Raw genomic sequence first — 17,912 nt, 5'->3', positions numbered from 1 at the left:
AACCCCTTATGCTGCTTTCTTTTTCTTGTTGTAGATATCCAAGACGACGGCCAACAAGAGGATCAAACCTTTGATTGCTTGCTGCCAATCGACGCCGACGCCGAGAATGGACATCCCGTTATTCAAGACACCCATAACCAAACCGCCGACGATCGTTCCCACGATGGTTCCGACCCCACCTGAAGTGGAGGCTCCACCGAAGTATACAGCTGCCATCGCATCCAATTCCATGGAAGTACCCGCTTGCGGTGTGGCCGCGTTCAGACGCGCTGCCAAAATCAGGCCGGCCAATGCAGCCATAGCGCCCATGTTCACGAATACCCAGAAAGTGATTTTTTTCGTTTTGATACCGGATAATTCTGCCGCTTTACGGTTTCCGCCGGTTGCGTAAATTTGGCGTCCCGCAACTGTCTTGTTCGTCAAGAAAGCATAAGCTGCTACGATGACTCCCAAGATGACCAAAATGACAGGATAGCCTTGGTAGGATGCGAAGATATAAGTCACACCGATCATTACTACTGCTGTCATGACTGCTTTCAGCGTGAAAGCGTTCATTGATTCCACTTCAAACAAATTGTTTTTGCGTTTTTCGCGTGTGCGCCATTGTCCGAAAACGAGCGCTGCCGCGATAAGGACGCCCAGGATCATCGTCAACAGATGCACGCTGCCGTCAGTCAAATCAGGCAGATAGCCTGTAGATATTTTTTGGAATATTTCCGGGAAAGGCGACAGTGATTGACCGCCCAGAACGACCTGCGTCAACCCACGGAACATCAACAGACCCGCCAACGTGACGATGAAAGCCGGGATGCCAAAGTAGGCTACCCAGTAACCTTGCCATGCGCCGATGATCGCTCCGATCGCGATGCAAATTGGTACCGCCAACCAAGGGCTCATGTTCCAGTTCACCATCAAGATTCCGGAGATGGCACCCACGAAAGCCATAACGGAACCGACCGAAAGATCGACATGGCCCAACAGGACCACCAATAGCATACCAGCAGCCAGAACCAGAATGTGGCTGTTCTGCAGCACGATGTTGGTGATGTTCAGCGGCCGCCAGAAGATGCCGTCCGTCATGAGCTGGAAGGCTAACAGCAAGCCAATCAGAATGATTACCATACTGTATTTACTGAAAATATCAAGCGCCTTTGTTTTTAGATCCAGTGTTTGCTTCTCTTTTTTTGCTCCATTTTTTATTCCGTTCGTCGTTTCCATCTATAACGCCCCCTCTTCTTCCCTAGTCATTAGATTCATCAGCGATTCTTGGTTCGCGTCTTTGCGCAAAACCTCACCCGTGAATTTTCCGTCATTCATTGTGTAGATGCGATCGCACATCCCCAAAATCTCAGGCAGTTCGGACGAGATGATGCAGACGCATTTGCCGGCAGCCGCCATCTCCTCGATGATCGTGTAGATTTCGTATTTGGCGCCGACGTCGATCCCGCGTGTCGGTTCATCCAGGAAAAGGACATCCGGTTCCGTCATCAGCCATTTGGAAAGGACGACCTTCTGCTGGTTCCCACCGCTGAGGCTGCTGACTTTTTGGTAGATTGAACTCGTCTTCGTGCGCATTTTTTTGCGGTATTCCTCGGCTATCTGGACTTCCTTTTCTTTGTTCAATACACCCTGCTTGCTAATTTTCCCTAAACTTGCGATCGTCGTGTTCTCACGGATGTCCATCAAGAGGTTCAATCCCAGCGCTTTCCGGTCTTCGGATACATAAGCAAGCCCGTTTTCGATGGCTGCCGGCACATCCTTGACCGAAATTTCTTGCCCTTCTTTGAAGACTTTTCCGGAAATATTGCTGCCGTAGGAACGTCCGAAGACACTCATCGCGAATTCCGTCCGGCCCGCCCCCATCAATCCCGCAATCCCGACGATTTCGCCTTTGCGAATATTGAAATTGATTTTGTCGTTCATGACGCGGTGCGCATCAATCGGATGGTGAACCGTCCAATCCTTCACTTCAAAATAGACGTCGCCGAGGTTCGGATGGCGTTCGGGATAACGGTTCGTCAAGTCCCTTCCGACCATACCGCGGATGATGCGTTCCTCGTTGATGGCTTCTTTTTCCAGCGTTTCGATCGTTTTGCCATCGCGCAGAATCGTGATGCGGTCAGCCACATTGACGATTTCGTTTAACTTATGGGAAATGATAATGGAAGTGATGCCTTGTCTTCTGAATTCCTTGATCAGCTCCAACAGATTGGCACTCTCTTCCTCATTCAGTGCGGCTGTCGGTTCATCCAAAATCAGCAGGCGTACCGATTTCGAGAAGGCTTTCGCGATTTCGACCAATTGCTGCTGCCCGACCCCAATCTGGGAAACGAGCGTATTGGGATTCACTTTCAACCCGACCGTCTTCAGCAGATTGGCTGTCTTCTTTTCCGTCAGGTCCCAGTCGATGATGCCGCGTTTCGCCTGTTCATTGCCGAGGAAAATATTTTCACTTACGGATAGGTACGGGCTGAGCGCCAATTCCTGGTGGATGATGACGATGCCTTTGTTTTCGCTGTCCTTCAGATCCTTGAATTTGCATGTCTCGCCGTCGTAGACGATGTCCCCCTCATAGCTGCCGTATGGATACAGACCGCTCAACACATTCATCAGCGTTGATTTCCCCGCGCCATTTTCACCGCATAAGGCATGGATTTCGCCACGCTCAATTTTTAGATTCACATCATTCAATGCCCGGATGCCAGAAAATTCTTTGATGATATTCCGCATCTCCAATATATAATCCGCCATGATATCCCTCCTCTATGGAAGAGACTTCCTTCGCGACGCCAAGGAAGTCTCCGTTATTTACATTTTTATAGGCCTAAATCTTCTTCAGAATAGTAGTCTGTATCGATCAATTCAGCCTGATAATTTTCTTTATCGACTGAGATTGGATTAGCCAGATAAGTAGGTACGACCTTCACGCCGTTATCATACGTTTCCGTATCGTTTACAGGCACTTCTTCCTCGTTGAAGATCGCTTCGATTATTTCGATTGTATTTTGAGCCAGGATGCGCGTATCTTTGAAGACGGTTTGTGTCTGTTCGCCGGCAATGATTGATTTCACCCCTGCTTGGTCTGCATCTTGCCCTGTGATGACCGGCATCGGTTTGTCCGCTGAACCGTATCCTACCCCTTTCAAGGAAGAAATGATCCCCAAGCTGATCGTATCATTAGGAGACAAGACGGCATCCAGTAGTGTATCTGTATAGTTTGCGCTCAAAAGATTATCCATCCGTCCTTGTGCAGTCGAACCATCCCAGCGCAGTGTTGCGATTTGGCTGAATTTTGTTTGACCGGAACGAACCACTAATTGACCGCTATCAAGGTACTGTTGGAACACGGACATTACACCGTCGTAATTGATCAAAGCGTTATTGTCATCCGGAGATCCGCTAAACAATTCGATATTATAGGGACCTTCGCCTTCACTCAAGTTCAACGCATCTTCGATATAGGAAGCTTGCAGCACACCTACTCCAAAATTATCGAAAGTGGCATAGTAATCCACGTTTTCGGAATTCATCAATAGGCGGTCATAAGCGATCACTTCGATTCCTTCATTGGCTGCTTTTTCAAGTACATCCGTCAAAGCGGATCCGTCAATGGGAGCAATAACCAAAAGATCCACGCCTTTTGTGATCATGTTTTCAATTTGGGAAACTTGGTTTTCTACTTTGTCTTCGCCATATTGAAGGTCCGTCTTATAGCCTAATTTCTCCAACTCGGTAACCATGTTGTTACCATCAGAAATCCATCTCTCCATTGACTTCGTCGGCATCGCAATCCCTACATAGCCTGCATCCCCTGTAGATGCTTCGCCATCGCTGCAAGCACCTAGCGCTACTGCGGATAGTAACATTGCTGCCGTAAGAAAACTTTTCTTCCAATTGAATTTCATCCCGAATTCCTCCACTGCTGTTTTATTTGATATACACATTGTATCGCTAACAGACACCGCTTACATTCACTATCTTTTCCAGTTTCTTGATATTCTTACTGATTTGTATCCGTTTCCATATGGATTTTTTGCGATTTTCTTTGTTTTTTTTCGAACACCCTTTAAACTATGCTAAACTATTCGATGGTAACGATTTATTTTTCATATAATTAGGAAGGAAGTTTCCCTCATGAAATACCTGTTGCATTTGTTTCTCCTGTTGTTTCTTGTCGGCGGTTGCGCGAACGGTCCTTATACAGAAGCAGAGCCCGAGAACATCGTCGTCGGATTCTCGCAATCTGGAACGGAAAGCAATTGGCGCAAGCGGCACACAGAATCAATTATAGAAGAAATGAATAAAGAAGGCTATGAAGTACTGTACCGTAATGGCTTCATGAACCAGGATCGCCAAATCCAGGACATGCGCACCTTCATTGCCTATAAAGTGGATATGATTGTCTTCACGCCTATCGTGGAAGATGGTTGGGATGCTGTGCTGTTGGAAGCAAAAGCTGCGGGCATACCCGTGATCGTTGTCGACCGGCATATCCGCACAGCTGAAGAGAATCTGTATTTGACGCACATCGGTCCCAGCTTCAAGGCGGAAGGAAACCGGGCGGGACTTTACATCACTAATCATTTCCAAAACAGCTCTCAGATTTCCATAAACATCCTGGAAATGAAAGGGCTTGCAAAAACTTCAAGCGCCAACTTCCGAAACGAAGGTTTCACGGAAGTGATCAGCCGCGATTCCCGAATAGCCATCGTAGCGTCATTGGAAGGGGACTATATCCGTTCCAAAGCAAAGGACGTCTTCCGGAACTACATCGAGGAGAACGGTTGGATAGACATCGATGTCCTTTACAGCCACAACGATGAGATGACGCTAGGTATACTGGAGGTCATGAAAGAAAGTGGCATCGTCCCCGGCCAGGACATCATCATAGTCACAAACGACGGCCAATCAGAAATGATCGAGAATCTGCGCGCCGGCAAGGTCAATTGCGTAGTAGAATGCAATCCGAACGCCGGTTGGTACGTCCGCAACACCATCAAGCGTTATTTGAACGGCAATACTATCCCGGATGAAATCTATATGCCCGAAACCGTCTTTTCAGATAAAGGGAATCTCGATAGCATTCCGCCAAGGGACTATTAGGGAGGCAGCGTGATGGAAAAAATAGCCAGTATCAAAGATATTTTCCAGCAGACCAATCGCCTGCTTTTCAGCATCACCCTGATCCCCCTGTTGGTGATCAGTATCTTTTACACGCGCAATATCCTGATTTACCGTAGCGCACTGGCGAACGTCGAGGAAGCGAATACGGTTTCGAACATCGTCCAGGAAAATGTTTTGGAGGAACTGTGGGACCTGGTCTTCGGACTCATCCAAGTCAATGATTACGATTCCGGCAACGAGCTGGAAAAGGTGCGGCTCGCCATCGAAGAAATCCAGGCCAACACCACTACCGAAAAGGAAGCCGCTACACTGGATGTCGCTCTGCGGACACTGGATACGCTCGACAATTACATTTCCGAGATGGAAAGCAATATCGCCAACGGACGGCCGTTCGCTGAAAATGAAGCCATCATGCTCCAAGTCGATGCCGTCACGGTGTTGCTTTATGATATTCTGCAGGACTTCGTGCGCGTCGAAATCGAACTTGCGGGTAAAACCAGCGATGATATGCTTGTGTCGCTCTATTATCTTATTCTATTTGAGCTCATCATCGTTCTGGTAATCGTCTACTATGCCCGAAAAAACAACCGCTTTTTGACGCAACAGATCCAGGAGCCGCTGAACGACTTGATCGTCCTTTCCGAGGAGTTGTCGCAAGGACATCTGGATTACCGCGCAAAAGAGCCGAAAGTCGCGGAGTTGCGCGTCGTTACGGAAAGCATGAATGACATGGCGCAGAATCTGCGTGTGCTGATTGAAGAAAACGCCGTGAAGCAATTCGATCTGGCCCAGAGCGAGTTGCGTGTCCTGCAGGCGCAGATTACACCCCACTTCATCTACAATACCCTGGATGCCATCCTGTCCTTGGCTGAACAAGGCAACAGCGAGCAGGTGAAGACGATGACCTATGCCCTCTCCGATTTCCTGCGCATCTCTTTGAGCAAAGGCCAGGACTGGATCACGATCGAGAAAGAGAAACGTCATGTGGAAGATTACCTGACAATTCTGCAGATCCGCTATGGCGCCATGCTGAAGTTCGCCATCGACATCCCGGAGTCCATCCTCCAGACGGAAGTGCTGAAGATGATCCTGCAGCCGTTGGTGGAAAATGCGGTCTACCACGGAACCAAACATGTCCGCCGAGCCGGGAAAGTGACAGTCGCAGCAACCTATACGGCTGACACGATCCAATTCTTCGTGACGGACAACGGCATCGGCATGCCAGAGGAGCGTCTCCTCGAAATCCAAACCCGGCTTTCCCAAGCCACTGTCGATGACTCCGGTGAAGGCGGCTATGGCCTCTACAACGTCAGGAAGCGGCTATTGCTGTATTACGGCAATGCCGCTTCCCTCCAGATCGATAGCACCTACAGAAAAGGCACGACCGTCACAGTCACAGTACCGAAGATTACCTAAAAGGAGCGAACAAGCATGTATAAAGTCTTTATAGTCGAGGATGAGCACCTGATCCGGGACAGCCTGCGGAACCAGCTGCTGTCCCTCGCCGAAACGCACCCGCTGATTTTTTCCGGGGAAGCCTCCGACGGAGAAATGGCCTTGGCATCGATCATGGACGTCAAACCGGATATCCTGCTGACCGATATCCGGATGCCCTTCATGGACGGCCTGAGTTTGGCCAAAGAAGTCCGGAAGATCTTCCCTTGGATCCGCATCATCTTCATCAGCGGCTTCGATGATTTCGAATACGCGCGCACAGCCATCCAAGTGCAGGCGGATGCCTATCTTTTGAAGCCGATCAGAGACACCGAGCTGATCCAAACGCTCGAGGCTGTCATCACGGTATTGGACAAACAAAAAGAACCCGTCATGGAACGAGATACGCATGCGGATAATTTCGTCTTCGAGCTGAAAAAAAATCATTTCCTGAACGGCATCTTCCGCGGGGATTTGTCGGTTCCGGAAGTGCTGCAGGAATCCGCGGCCTTGAAGCGTTCGGTGGTAGGGAAAAAGACCTGCGTCGTGTTGGCCACCAATCATTACGACAAAAATTTCGATGATTATTTCCGTTTCAGCAATTATCTGCATTTCCTTTTCGGAGCGGACGAAAGCATCATTTTCTCGAGTATCTCATCGCGCTTCATCAAGTTTCTGCTGATGGACAGCGACACGGACAGGTTGTTGGAAAAGAGTTACCAACTGGCTCAGACGCTCGTCCATGAACTGAAGGACGAAGAGGTGGAGGACCTGATCGTTTCTATCGGACCGATTGTTGAACGGCTCAGCGAAATCCCGCAAGCCTACCGCTACACGCAGAATATGCTCCAGACTTACGGGGTGCTGCGGACCGAACGGATCATCAGCTACGAGGACGACATCAAGGACGGCGAAGTTTCCCCGACGAATCCTTTCAAACTCGATCTGGCCCAGAAAATTGCCCAGACCGAAGCGGATGAATTGGAGGAACTGGTACTGGAGCTTCAGGGAACGCCCGGGGACACTGAAGAACGCAACCGCCTCTTCCGCTTTTTCGTGCTGACCGAGCTGGGCCATCTTGTCCAAAAAAAGAAGCCCGGTTCGGAGCAGCCTTTGCTTGAAAAAATGAATGACCTTGATCAATTGGCGGCGGTGGCGGCCGATGCCGCGGAATATACCCAGATCATCGAAAAGCTGCTGGCTTTCCTGATGGCGGCCCACATCCACCCTTCCATGGTGAAGTATCAGAGCGTCATCCAAAAGGCCTTGGCATTCATAAAGGAGAACTTTACCGATCCGGACATTTCCCTGAATGTCGTGGCGGATGCCGTAAACCTGAGTCCGTCGCATTTCAGCACCATCTTCTCGCAGTCCTTGGGGCAGACATTCATCGACTTCCTGACCGAATGCCGCCTGCAGCATGCGAAAGAGTTGTTGGTCGGGACGGATGACAAACTGTCCGCCATTGCGATGGACATCGGCTACAACGATCCCAATTATTTCAGCTACCTCTTCAAAAAGAGGGAAGGCCAGACACCCAAAGAATTCCGAAGAACACACAGCAGAGCGTGATGAATCCCGCTCTAGAAATCGAGCACTAAGAGGACTAACACAAAGAGGACGCTTTTTGTCCTCGTGTGGTAGTCAGCTTAGGCACAGATTTCTGGGATTCAGAACGCGTTTACGCAGAGCGTGATGATTCGCGTTTAGGGGGTGAGCACTAAGAGGCTATTACGAGAACGGCCGCTTTTTGGCCGTGACGTAATAGCAGCTTAGGCGGAATCCCCTGCGAATCAGAACGCGTTTACGCAGAGCATGATAATTCGCGTTTAATCCATATAGAAAAGGAGCCACCCATTATTTCGGGGTGGCTCCTTTTCTTTGTGTTGATACTCTCTACACCGTTCGCTCTTCCTTAGCGACTTGCGAAGGCGCGGTTCCGTAGTATTTCTTGAACAATTTGCTGAAGTGGTACGCGTCCTGGTAACCGACAGCCTGTGCCACTTCTTTGATGGTCCATTCTTCCTGCTTCAGCAGTTCCTTCGCATGCTTCAGGCGCACGTGGATCAGGTAATGGATCGGACTCAACCCGGTCGCTTCCTTGAAGATTTTCGAAAGATGGGCCGGGCTGACGAAGAGTTGCTGCGCCAGTTGTTCCAGCGTGATTTCTTCGGAATGGTGGTTTTCCAGATAATAGACGGCATGGTTCACCAGATGCTGTTGGCGCACGGCCGTTTGGGAAAGCGCCGAAGGAATCGTGTTATCGGATCCGTCCTCCAGACTGCGGAGCAACAACCCTAACATCTCCAATATCAGCCCTTTCCCCATCAACTGATATTCGCTCCGTTGCTCATTGAACTCCCTCGTCACTTGCCACGCCTTCGCCATGAAGGCATCCGCATAACAGCCAAGATCCAACAAAGCGCGTTTGTTCGGAAAATGGTTACGGGGAAGCCCGTTCAGCGAAAGGTTCGTCAAACCGATATGCAGTTGATGGGAAAATGTGCCCTCTTTTTGCCGCTCCGCATGTTTCACTCCCGGATTGAACAGCATGACGGTGCCGGTTCCCACGTCCTGCCGTTCCCCATCCACCAAGTAATCTGCTTCCCCTTCGAGCAGGATGCTGATTTCCAAAAAGTTGTGGCTGTGCGTTTTGGAATAGTTTCCGGCTTCGTTCAGCGGATCGAAAGCATAGAGAATTTCGGGATTGAATGTTTGTACGTGTGTGTAGGCCATCGCAAAAGTCCTTTCTGTTGAATACCCTTATATTGTACAGGAATCTGACGAAGAAAAGCCATTCTCATTCCTAAAAAAAACAGTAACCTGTTAACATACACTTTTTTTGAGGAGGACTGTCTTATGAATCATTACCAATGGATTTGGCGCTACGCACAGGCATACAAATCCAAAAGCTTACTGGCTTTATTATTTATTTTCCTGAATGCCCTCCTGATCATCATCAATCCGCTCTTGGCGGGGGAATTGATCGACAAAGTCATCGATGGCGGGCAGGATAATTTATTGGTGCCGATTTTGGCATTGATGATCGGCATCACGCTCTTCCGGACGACCATCCGCTACAGCTACCAGATGCTGTTTGAGCGGATCGGCCAAAACACACTCTTTGTGCTGCGCCAGGATATGTACCGGAAACTGCAGGAGTTGGACTTCGACTTCTTCAACCATACCCGGGTCGGGGATATCATGGCCCGGATGACCGGGGATACCGATGCTATCCGTCACTTTGTTTCCTGGGTCACCTACAACATCCTGGAAAGCATCCTCTGGTTCGTGATGGCCGTCGCAGTCATGGGCACAATCCACCTTCCGCTGATGCTGGCTTTGGTGGCCGTCACGCCAATCATCTTCATCCTGACGCAAAAGATGTCCCAGAAAGCCTTCCCGCTGTTTTTCCAGATCAGGGAAAGCTTCTCCCGCCTGAATTCGATGGTGGAAGAAAACATCGGCGGCAACCGCATCGTCAAAGCGTTCGCGAGGGAAGACCATGAAATCGAAAAATTCACGAAGCACAACGAGGACTTCAAGCGCCGCAATCTGGATTCCGCTTCCGTATCCCGCACGTATCTCCCTTGGCTCGACGGTTTCGCCGGAACACTGAATGCAATCGCCTTGGTGCTCGGCGGCTTGTACGTCATCCGCGGGGAAATGTCGATGGGAGATCTGGTCGCCTTCAATGGCTTCCTCTGGATGCTGAATATGCCGATGCGGATGAGCGGCTGGCTCATCAACGATGTCCAGCGCTTCTCCGCCGCCTGCGTCAAAATTCGCGACATGCTGGATACAGAGGCGCGGATTCCGATAACGACTGCCCCAGAGCAGCAACGAATCAAGGGCACCGTCACATTCGACGACGTCTCTTTCGCCTTCTCTGATGACCCCGGAACGGATATCCTGTCCCACGTTTCCTTTACGGTCGGTCCCGGACAAACGTTGGGGATTTTGGGCGAAACCGGCTCAGGCAAGACGACGCTCGTCAATCTGGTAGGAAGATTCTACGATCCGACTTCAGGAAATGTCCTGATCGATGGCAAAAATGCCAAGGACTACCCGGTCCGCAAATTGCGGGAAAATATCGCCATGGTCATGCAGGATGTCTTTTTATTTTCAGATACGATCGAGGACAACATCGCCTTCGGTAATCCTCAGTTAGACCGCTCCTATATCCAACAGATGGCCCGGATTGCCGATGCGGATGGCTTCATCACAAGTATGCCCCAAGGATACGACACGATTGTCGGCGAACGCGGAGTCGGTTTGTCTGGGGGTCAAAAGCAGCGTATTTCTTTGGCACGGGCATTGGCGAAGGATCCGGCCATCCTTATTTTGGATGACACCACTTCCGCGGTCGACATGGAAACCGAATCGAAGATCCAACAGGAGTTACTTGGATTGACGGAAAACAAAACGACCTTCATCATCGCCCACCGGATTTCGTCGGTGCGGGATGCAGATCTGATCCTGATGATGGAAAAAGGCCAAGTCGTCGAACAAGGAACCCATGCGGAACTTTTGGCCAAGCGAGGCAAATACTATGACGTTTACTGCAAACAACTCGGATTGACTGGAGGGGAAATCAATGGCACGCAATACGTATGATGTCGACGAAAGCTTAGAACAAGAATTCAATTGGGGACATTACCGGCGCTTGGCCGGCTATATCCGCCCCTACAAAAAACCAATTTCAAAAATATTGGCTGTCATCATTGTGGCGAACATCGCCGGCATGGCGGGACCTTATTTCACAAAAATTGCAATCGATGACCTGATACCGTCAGGAAATGTGCCCCAGCTGTTGGGTTTGGGTGGGATCTTCATCCTTTCCCTTGTGCTGATCGGCTGGTGCATGCGCTATCGGATCTATGCCATCACCGAAGTCGGCCAGGACATTCTGAAAGACATGCGCTACGATATTTTTGCACATCTGCAGCGCCTGCCGTTTGCTTACTTCGACAACCGGCCCCACGGCAAGATTTTGATCCGCGTAGTCAATTACATCAATACGCTGAGCGACCTGCTGAGCAATGGGCTCATCAATCTGATTTCTGACCTTTTCAATGTAGTGATCACATTGGGCTTCATGCTTCTCATCGATGTGCGCTTGACGCTTTACAGCATGGCTCTTTTGCCGGTTCTCTTCGGACTGGTGCTGTTCATCAAAAAGCGCCAGCGGATAGCCTTTCAGATTTTGAGCAACAAACAGTCCAACCTCAACGCCTATATCCACGAAAGCATTTCGGGAATCAAAATCACCCAATCGTTTGCCCGCGAACAGGTCAATTATGACATCTTCAATGAAGTCAGCGAGGAATACCGGACGTCTTGGATGAAAGCCGTCAAAATCCAATTCCTGATGTGGCCCGGTGTACTGAATATTTCGGTACTGACGACCTGCCTGATCTATTTTGTGGGCATCCGTCAGATCGGTGTGTCCGTTTCGACCGGAACATTGATCGCCTTCATCGGCTACATCAACAATTTCTGGAATCCCGTCATCAATATCGGGAACTTCTATAATTCCTTGATCACTGCCACGGCCTATTTGGAGCGCATCTTCGAAACATTGGACGAGGTGCCTTCCATCCAGGATGCGCCGGACGCCTACGAGTTGCCGCCAGTCAAAGGCGCAGTCGACTTCGAAAATGTAACCTTCCGTTATGAGGAAGGCAAAGATATTTTGCACAAGGTCAACTTCCATATCGAACCGGGACAGAGCATCGCTTTAGTCGGTCCAACAGGTGCGGGCAAAACGACCGTCATCAATCTGCTGAGCCGGTTCTACGACATCAATGAAGGCAGCGTCGAAATCGATGGTCACGACGTCCGCGATGTCACCCTCGGCTCCTTGCGCAGCCAAATGGGCGTCATGCTGCAGGATACCTTCATCTTCTCCGGTACGATTCTGGAAAACATCCGCTACGGCAAGCTCGATGCAACCGAGGAGGAAGTGATCGCAGCCGCGAAAGTTGTACGCGCCCATGATTTCATTCAAAACCTGAAGGACGGCTACCACACCGTTGTTGAAGAGCGCGGCAGTACCCTATCGGCTGGCCAACGACAATTGCTCTCCTTTGCCAGGGCCCTGCTTGCCGATCCGAAGATCCTGATTCTCGACGAAGCTACCGCCAGCATCGATACCAGGACCGAAGAACTGCTGCAGGAAGGCCTCCAGAAACTGCTGAAAGACCGGACTTCCTTCATCATCGCCCACCGGCTGTCGACAATCAAAAACAGCTCCCGGATCTTCTACGTGGCAGGAGGCAATATCGCCGAAGCCGGCACCCATGAAGAGCTGATGGCCAAAAAAGGCCTGTATCACCATCTCTACCAATCCCAATACGACCTGCTGCAGGCCGTGTGAAGAAGGAAAAGCGGAACGGGTTCGTTCAGCCCTGAAAGAAATTTAGGAAATCTGGCCCTGAATGAGCATCGTAGAGCGCAATGGGTCAGATTTATCTAATTTCCGAAGGGCTAACCCGTGAAGCTAGACATCTTTTAGATGCATGAACCCCTTTGCAAATATATGAGACAACTGCGGTGATGCTCTTCTATGTTTGAAAAAATAAATGGATCTCATTATGTCGAAAAAGATGCGTTCCCGGCCTTGGAGCAGTTGCTCCTAGGCGCGGGAACGCATCTTTTTGATGTTTTTAACAGTTTTTCTTACGTCAGTCCGCTTTGTTTGCGATCAGTTCTTTGGCTGCTGCCGCACCTTCCAAAGCTTCCCATTTCCATTCCATCACTTCCGGAATGTCCTCGCCGTTCTCGCGGATGAACTTATGGTGGAAGTCCACCGTTTCCGTCATCTTTTGCGAAAAGGCTGACGCTTCTTCGCCGTAAACAGCATTGGCCGCATCCTGCGCCAAGTGGAAACGGTCCATCTCGGACAAGACGCGCATGTCGAATGGTGTCGTGATGTCCCCGTTCTCGCGGTAGCCATGGATGTGCAGGTTATGGTTGTGGCGATCAAAGAAGATGTCACGGATCAAGCCTTCAAAACCGTGGAAAGCAAAGATGACTGGTTTGTCGGCTGTGAAATAGGCGTCAAAGGCTTCGTCGCTCAAGCCGCGCGGATCCACATCCGGATGGCGCAGTTTCAACAGGTCCACGATGTTGATGAAACGGATCTTCAATGTCGGGAACTGTTTGTGCAGAATCGTGACTGCGGCAAGTGCCTCTAGGTTCGGTTCCGTTCCCGCTGCTGCGATCACGACATCCGGTTCTTCGTCACCGCAAGTCGAAGCCCAGTCGATCACTTTCAGGCCATCCTTCACCAATACTTCTGCTTCTTCAGCAGAGTAGAATTGCGGACGCGGGTGTTTCGAAGATACGATCAGGTTGATCTGTTCTTCGGAAGCCATCGTTTCCGCCATCACGGCCATCAAGGAGTTCGCATCCGCCGGCAAGTATTCGCGGATGAATTCCGGTTTCTTCTCAGCCAAGTGCGTCAACAAACCCGGATCTTGGTGGGTGTAGCCATTGTGGTCCTGTTGGAACACGGTCGAAGTCGCGATCAAATTCAAGGACGGATAGTGTTTGCGCCACGTCTGTTCTTTGGCTTTGCGCAACCATTTGAAATGTTGGGTGATCATCGAATCAACCACGCGCAGGAAGGCTTCGTAACTGGCGAAGAAACCATGGCGCCCAGTCAGGACATAGCCTTCCAGGAAACCTTCGGCCTGGTGTTCGGACAACTGCGAATCGATGACACGGCCGGACGGAGAAAGCCATTCATCATACGCAGGATCGATCGCTTCCATCCAGACGCGGTTCGTCACTTCGAAGACTTTGTTCAGGCGGTTCGATTTGGTTTCATCCGGTCCGAAGATGCGGAAGTTATCCGGATTGTCCACGACCAGGTCGCGCGCGAAGTTACCGAACTCGATCATGTCCTGGGCAATGACTGCGCCCGGAGTCGTCGTGTCGACGGCATACTGCTTCCAATCCGGAATATTGAGCGGTTTCGGATCGATACCGCCGTTCGTGACCGGATTCATAGCCATCCGTCGGTCGCCTTTCGGTGCCATTTCTTTCAGCTCAGCCACCAATTGGCCGTCGGCAGTGAACAACTCTTCCGGACGGTAGGACTGCATCCAATCCACCAGCGCATCGATGTGTTGCATATGATGCGCATCTACCGGAATCGGCACTTGGTGAGCGCGGAAGCCGCCTTCAATCGGTTCACCGTCCCATGTTTGCGGACCCGTCCAGCCTTTCGGGGTGCGGAAAATGATGACCGGCCAAACCGGCATCTTCGCTTCGGCTGCGGAGCCTTTACGGGCTTCGGTTTGGATCGCTTTGATTTTTTCGACAGCCGTATCCAACACTTGCGCCATGATCGGATGCACCGCTTCCGGATCGGTCCCTTCCACGAACAACGGCTCCCAGCCCATGCCGTTAAAGTACTGCGTCAATTCTTCGTTCGATTTACGGTCGAGGATCGTCGGATTGGAGATTTTGCCGCCGTTCAGGTACAGGATCGGCAAGACAGCCCCATCCGTGACCGGATTGATGAACACATTGGAGAACCAACCAGCCGCCAACGGACCGGTTTCAGCTTCCCCGTCACCGACGACAGTCGCCGCGATCACTTCCGGATTGTCGAAGATAGCGCCGGTCGCGTGAGAAAGCGAATAGCCGAGTTCGCCGCCCTCATGGATCGAGCCGGGTGTTTCCGGTGCCGCATGGGAAGCGACCCCGCCGGGGAAGGAGAATTGTTTGTAGAGTTTCGTCAAGCCTTCCAGATCCTCGGTGATGTCCGGATAGATTTCCGTATAGGAACCGTCCAGATAGGCGTTCGAAACCATGACCTGGCCGCCATGTCCCGGTCCCTCGACGTAGAACATGTTCAGATCATATTTGTTGATGATGCGGTTCAAATGGGCATAGATGAAGTTCTGTCCGGAAATGGTTCCCCAGTGGCCGATCGGATGCAGCTTCACATCAGTCGCCTCGATCGGGCGTTGCAGCAAGGGATTGTCCTTCAGGTACAGCTGTCCCACGGAGATGAAATTGGCGGCGCGCCAGAAGGCATCCACCTTATCCAGATACGCTTTTGAATCGAATGCAGTCATTTTTATTGCTCCTTTTCATTTTTTATTATTGAAAACGCTTGCGAACACTTTCACAAATGTCCTCCAAAAAATCGGTTTGACGATTTACTGTCAAACCGATTGAAAAAAACTATTTGATTAAGGCTACTTCAAGACCGACAAGTTTTGCCCAAGCCAGGATCTGATCTGTGCTCAAACTCAATGAAACAACAGTGTGGTGACCGCCGCCAGCTTCGATCCAAGCGCGGATGCCGTCATGGAAATTCGGTTTCACTTCCCAAAGGACGCGTGCGACAGGAAGGTTCGGAGCTGCCTCAGTCGGTTCAAAAGCAACAACTTCATTCACCAACAATTTGTAGTGCGTTCCGAAGTCAGCCATCGAAACGACAACGCCGTCCCCTGCTTTGCCGTCGAATACAAGGCGGGCAGGCTCTTCACGATTCCCCATCGATAATGGTGCGATCAGAATTTTCGGTTTGTTGACTGCCAGTCCTGGATCGACTTCCAACATATGCGATTGCAGAATCGCTTCTCTGCCTTCAGCCATTTCATACGTGTAGTCTTCCATGAAGCCGGTGTCGATGTTGTGGGACATGATCTTCATCAAGCGGTCGATTGCTGCTGTTTTCCAGTCGCCTTCGCCTGCGAATCCGTAGCCTTCTGCCATCAAACGTTGTACTGCGAGACCTGGTAATTGTTGCAGGCCATGCAGATCTTCAAAGTTTGAGGTAAAGGCAGTATAGCCGCCCGCTTCCAAGAAACGACGGATGCCGATTTCTTGACGCGCCTGCACTTTTACGTGCGCTTCCCATTTGCCTTGCTCATAGTCGCCATAGTCGAAATCATACAAATCTTTGTATTCATTGAACAAAGCATCGACTTCTGCATCTGCGACCGCATCGACATAGTCCACTAGATCCCTGATGCCGTAGTAATCGACTGTCCAGCCGAATTGGATCTGCGCTTCCACTTTATCGCCTTCGGTCACGGCAACGTTACGCATGTTATCGCCGAAACGCGCCACTTTGATGGAGAAGCTTTCATTGTAGGCTACCGCCACATCCATCCATTCCGCGATTTGGGTTTGGACATTTTCACGTTCCCAATAGCCGACAACGACTTTGTTGTTCTTTTTCAGGCGCGCGTTGATGAAGCCGTACTCGCGGTCGCCATGTGCTGCTTGGTTCAGGTTCATGAAATCCATATCGATTGTTGCCCATGGAATGCTTTCGTTGAATTGAGTTGCCAGATGCAGCAACGGTTTTTGCAACAATTTCGTTCCGCGGATCCACATTTTGGCTGGCGAGAAGGTATGCATCCAAGTGATCACACCTGCCACTTCATCACGGTAATTCACTTCTTTCATGATCTTCGTGATCGTATCGGGCGTTACCGCCAATTCCTGCAACACAAGCGGATAAGGCAGTTTGCCGCTGTTGTTCAGGCTTTCCACGATAACAGCCGCATTGTTTTTAACTGTTTGTAAAGCTTCTTCACCATATAAATGTTGTGAACCGACTACGAACCAAAATTCTTTTTTTCCTACTTCTAACATATCTCCAGCTCCTCTATTTTTTCTGCCCGTAATAGGCGTTTTCTCCGTGTTTTCGCAAATAATGTTTATCCAGAATGCGTTGCGGCAGTTCTTCCGCGAAGGCATTCAATTGACGGGCGAACAGGTTGGTTTTGCAGACCTCGTCCAATACGACCGCATTCAGTACAGCACCCTTCGCATCCTTGGCCCAAGTGAAGGGCCCGTGCCCATGCAGCAATACGCCGGGAACTTCCATCGGTTTGATGCCGCGTTCGCGGAACGTTTCCACAATGGCGTTTCCCGTTTCTTCCTCGTAACCCCGGTCGATTTCCGCTTGCGTCAGGAAACGCGCGCAGGGAACCGTGCCGTAGAAAGTATCGGCATGTGTCGTGCCCATGGCCGGCACATCCAATCCGGCTTGCGCCCAAATCGTGGCCCAAGTCGAATGTGTGTGCACAACCGCGCCGATTTCCGGGAATTCTTTGTACAGGACGGCATGCGTCGGCATGTCGGATGACGGGTTCAGATCCCCTTCGATGACGTTGCCGTCAAAGTCGCAGACAACCATATCGCTCGCTTTCATGTCGTCATAGCCGACGCCGCTGGGCTTGATGACGAACAAGCCTTTTTCGCGGTCAACCGCACTGACGTTTCCCCACGTATATTTGATCAGTCCCCGTTCCGGTAATTCCAGATTGGCTTGAAAAACTTCTTCTTTTAATTGTTCCAGCAAGATGTTTCCTTCCCTT

Annotated in this window: 12 protein-coding genes; 5 read left to right on the top strand and 7 right to left on the bottom strand. The window is 50.5% G+C overall.

What is annotated here, in order from left to right:
- Positions 1–6 precede the first annotated feature (6 nt).
- The 3 genes from mmsB to chvE all read right to left on the bottom strand — a co-directional run bounded on the left by mmsB (position 7) and on the right by chvE (position 3,866).
- Positions 7–1,218 carry a multiple monosaccharide ABC transporter permease gene (mmsB, locus tag ACKPCD_RS03465; protein WP_321434013.1) on the bottom strand — a complete coding sequence of 404 codons (1,212 nt, stop codon included), beginning with the start codon at positions 1,216–1,218 and terminating at the stop codon, positions 7–9.
- Complete coding sequence (gene mmsA, locus ACKPCD_RS03460) at positions 1,219–2,751, bottom strand: multiple monosaccharide ABC transporter ATP-binding protein (protein WP_321434012.1); 1,533 nt, start codon at positions 2,749–2,751, stop codon at positions 1,219–1,221.
- A 65-nt stretch (positions 2,752–2,816) separates the two neighbouring features.
- A complete protein-coding gene (chvE, locus tag ACKPCD_RS03455) occupies positions 2,817–3,866 on the bottom strand; it encodes a multiple monosaccharide ABC transporter substrate-binding protein (RefSeq protein ID WP_407702688.1) in 1,050 nt (349 codons plus the stop codon).
- 268 nt (positions 3,867–4,134) lie between these two features.
- Here chvE and ACKPCD_RS03450 point away from each other — a divergent pair, with 268 nt between their 5' ends.
- The 3 genes from ACKPCD_RS03450 to ACKPCD_RS03440 are packed head-to-tail and all read left to right on the top strand — an operon-like array spanning position 4,135 to position 8,130.
- Positions 4,135–5,103 (top strand): ABC transporter substrate-binding protein, encoded by a 969-nt coding sequence (locus tag ACKPCD_RS03450; RefSeq protein ID WP_321434010.1) that lies wholly within the window; start codon positions 4,135–4,137, stop codon positions 5,101–5,103.
- A gap of 12 nt (positions 5,104–5,115) precedes the next feature.
- On the top strand, positions 5,116–6,540 hold the full coding sequence (locus ACKPCD_RS03445) for a sensor histidine kinase (protein WP_321434009.1): 1,425 nt from the start codon (positions 5,116–5,118) through the stop codon (positions 6,538–6,540).
- Positions 6,541–6,555: 15 nt separating this feature from the next.
- Positions 6,556–8,130: a response regulator transcription factor gene (locus ACKPCD_RS03440; protein WP_321434008.1), complete on the top strand. Its 1,575-nt coding sequence runs from the start codon at positions 6,556–6,558 to the stop codon at positions 8,128–8,130.
- A gap of 324 nt (positions 8,131–8,454) precedes the next feature.
- Here the strand turns inward: ACKPCD_RS03440 and ACKPCD_RS03435 are convergent, their stop codons facing one another.
- Positions 8,455–9,294, bottom strand: a complete 840-nt coding sequence (locus tag ACKPCD_RS03435) for an AraC family transcriptional regulator (RefSeq protein WP_321434007.1) — start codon at positions 9,292–9,294, stop codon at positions 8,455–8,457.
- A 123-nt stretch (positions 9,295–9,417) separates the two neighbouring features.
- Between ACKPCD_RS03435 and ACKPCD_RS03430 the strand changes: the two genes are divergently transcribed.
- Together ACKPCD_RS03430 and ACKPCD_RS03425 are read left to right on the top strand one after the other, a co-directional pair.
- Positions 9,418–11,175, top strand: coding sequence for an ABC transporter ATP-binding protein (locus ACKPCD_RS03430; RefSeq protein WP_321434006.1), 1,758 nt, complete (start codon positions 9,418–9,420; stop codon positions 11,173–11,175).
- Positions 11,156–12,937, top strand: coding sequence for an ABC transporter ATP-binding protein (locus ACKPCD_RS03425; protein WP_321434005.1), 1,782 nt, complete (start codon positions 11,156–11,158; stop codon positions 12,935–12,937). Before ACKPCD_RS03430 ends, ACKPCD_RS03425 begins: the two co-directional genes overlap by 20 nt.
- Positions 12,938–13,244: 307 nt before the next feature.
- Here ACKPCD_RS03425 and ACKPCD_RS03420 read toward each other — a convergent pair whose 3' ends face one another.
- From ACKPCD_RS03420 to ACKPCD_RS03410, 3 genes are all read right to left on the bottom strand, one after another.
- Positions 13,245–15,650, bottom strand: coding sequence for a phosphoketolase family protein (locus ACKPCD_RS03420; protein WP_321434004.1), 2,406 nt, complete (start codon positions 15,648–15,650; stop codon positions 13,245–13,247).
- Positions 15,651–15,759: 109 nt separating this feature from the next.
- Positions 15,760–17,184, bottom strand: coding sequence for an L-arabinose isomerase (araA, locus tag ACKPCD_RS03415; RefSeq protein ID WP_319215133.1), 1,425 nt, complete (start codon positions 17,182–17,184; stop codon positions 15,760–15,762).
- Positions 17,185–17,197: 13 nt separating this feature from the next.
- On the bottom strand, positions 17,198–17,896 hold the full coding sequence (locus tag ACKPCD_RS03410; protein ID WP_119092681.1) for an L-ribulose-5-phosphate 4-epimerase: 699 nt from the start codon (positions 17,894–17,896) through the stop codon (positions 17,198–17,200).
- Between the last annotated feature and the right edge of the window lie 16 nt (positions 17,897–17,912).

This window comes from Trichococcus flocculiformis (assembly GCF_963662535.1).
GTDB lineage: Bacteria > Bacillota > Bacilli > Lactobacillales > Aerococcaceae > Trichococcus > Trichococcus flocculiformis.
The sequence above is the reverse complement of the archived record's forward strand: the minus strand, read 5'-3'. Positions and strand labels throughout refer to the sequence as shown.